1 protein-coding gene is annotated in these 1204 nt (G+C 54.8%); it reads left to right on the forward strand.

The annotated features are described in order from the left end of the window. Window positions 1-67 precede the first annotated feature (67 nt). Window positions 68-1188, forward strand: a protein-coding gene (locus tag QT231_RS24175; RefSeq protein ID WP_374694426.1) for an IS3 family transposase whose coding sequence is annotated in 2 segments (ribosomal slippage) — window positions 68-326 and window positions 326-1188 — 1122 coding nt in all. Because the reading frame shifts where the segments join, the coding sequence is not laid out codon by codon here. Window positions 1189-1204 lie beyond the last annotated feature (16 nt).

Consider the following 1204-nt stretch of genomic DNA (forward strand, 5'->3'; position numbering starts at 1 on the left):
CGACGTCACCCCCTTATTGAGTAGCGCTACACTTTAGAGTCCGATCCTATGCATAAGGAGATTGGACATGAAGAAGCGTTTCAGTGAAGAACAGATCATTGGCTTCCTGGGCGAAGCCGAAGCGGGACTGCCCATCAAGGAGCTATGCCGTCGGCATGGTTTTTCGGAAGCCAGCTATTACCTTTGGCGCAGCAAGTTTGGCGGCATGAGCGTGCCCGATGCCAAGCGACTCAAAGAACTCGAAGCCGAAAATGGACGCTTGAAAAAGCTGCTCGCGGAGTCGTTACTGGAGATGGAGGTCACTCGTGAGGCGCTGAGAAAAAAGTGGTGAGTGCCCCTGCACGCCGAGATGTGGTGAGCTTTATGGTGTCACGTGGCCTCAGTGAGCGCCGAGCGCTCAGTGTCATCCGTATGAGTGCCAGTGCATTGCGCTATCAATCAGCTCCTGACCGTAATGAGGCATTGCGTGAACGCATTGTTGCCTTGGCCCATCGGCATCGTCGCTATGGCGCTGGCATGATCTACCTGAAGCTGCGTCAAGCCGGTGAACAGGTCAATCATAAGCGCGTCGAGCGCCTCTACGCCGCGGCTCGGTTGCAGGTAAAACGCCGCAAACGCAAGAAGGTTCCCACGTCTGAGCGGATGCCCCTTGGCCGCCCTGGTGCCGCCAATCAGGTCTGGTCAATGGATTTTGTGTTTGACCGGACGGCAGATGGGCGAGTGATAAAGAGCCTCACCGTTGTCGACGACGCGACCCATGAAGCCGTGGCGATCGTGCCTGAACGTGCCATTGGCGGACTGTTTTTAACACGTATCCTGGATCATCTGGCTTTACAACGTGGCCTACCTAGCGCCATTCGGACGGATAATGGAAAGGAATTCTGTGGGCGCGCCATGCTGTCATGGGCGCATCTACGTGGCGTTGCCCTGTTTTTAATCGAACCTGGAAAACCCAACCAAAACGCCTACATCGAATCGTTCAATGGGCGCTTTCGAGATGAATGTCTGAATGAGCATTGGTTCACCAGCCTTCAGCACGCCCAGGTTGTCATCGAGGCATGGAAGCGGGAGTACAACGAAGAAAGACCGAAGAAGAGCCTTGGAGGGCTGACACCGTCAGCCTATGCCGAGCAACTGGTGGTAAAACACGATAAAGTTACTTCTGACTCTAAACCCAGGTGCTACTGAAGATGGGGTGACGTCG

The sequence above is a fragment of the Halomonas sp. SpR1 genome (assembly GCF_031010175.1).
Lineage (GTDB): Bacteria > Pseudomonadota > Gammaproteobacteria > Pseudomonadales > Halomonadaceae > Vreelandella.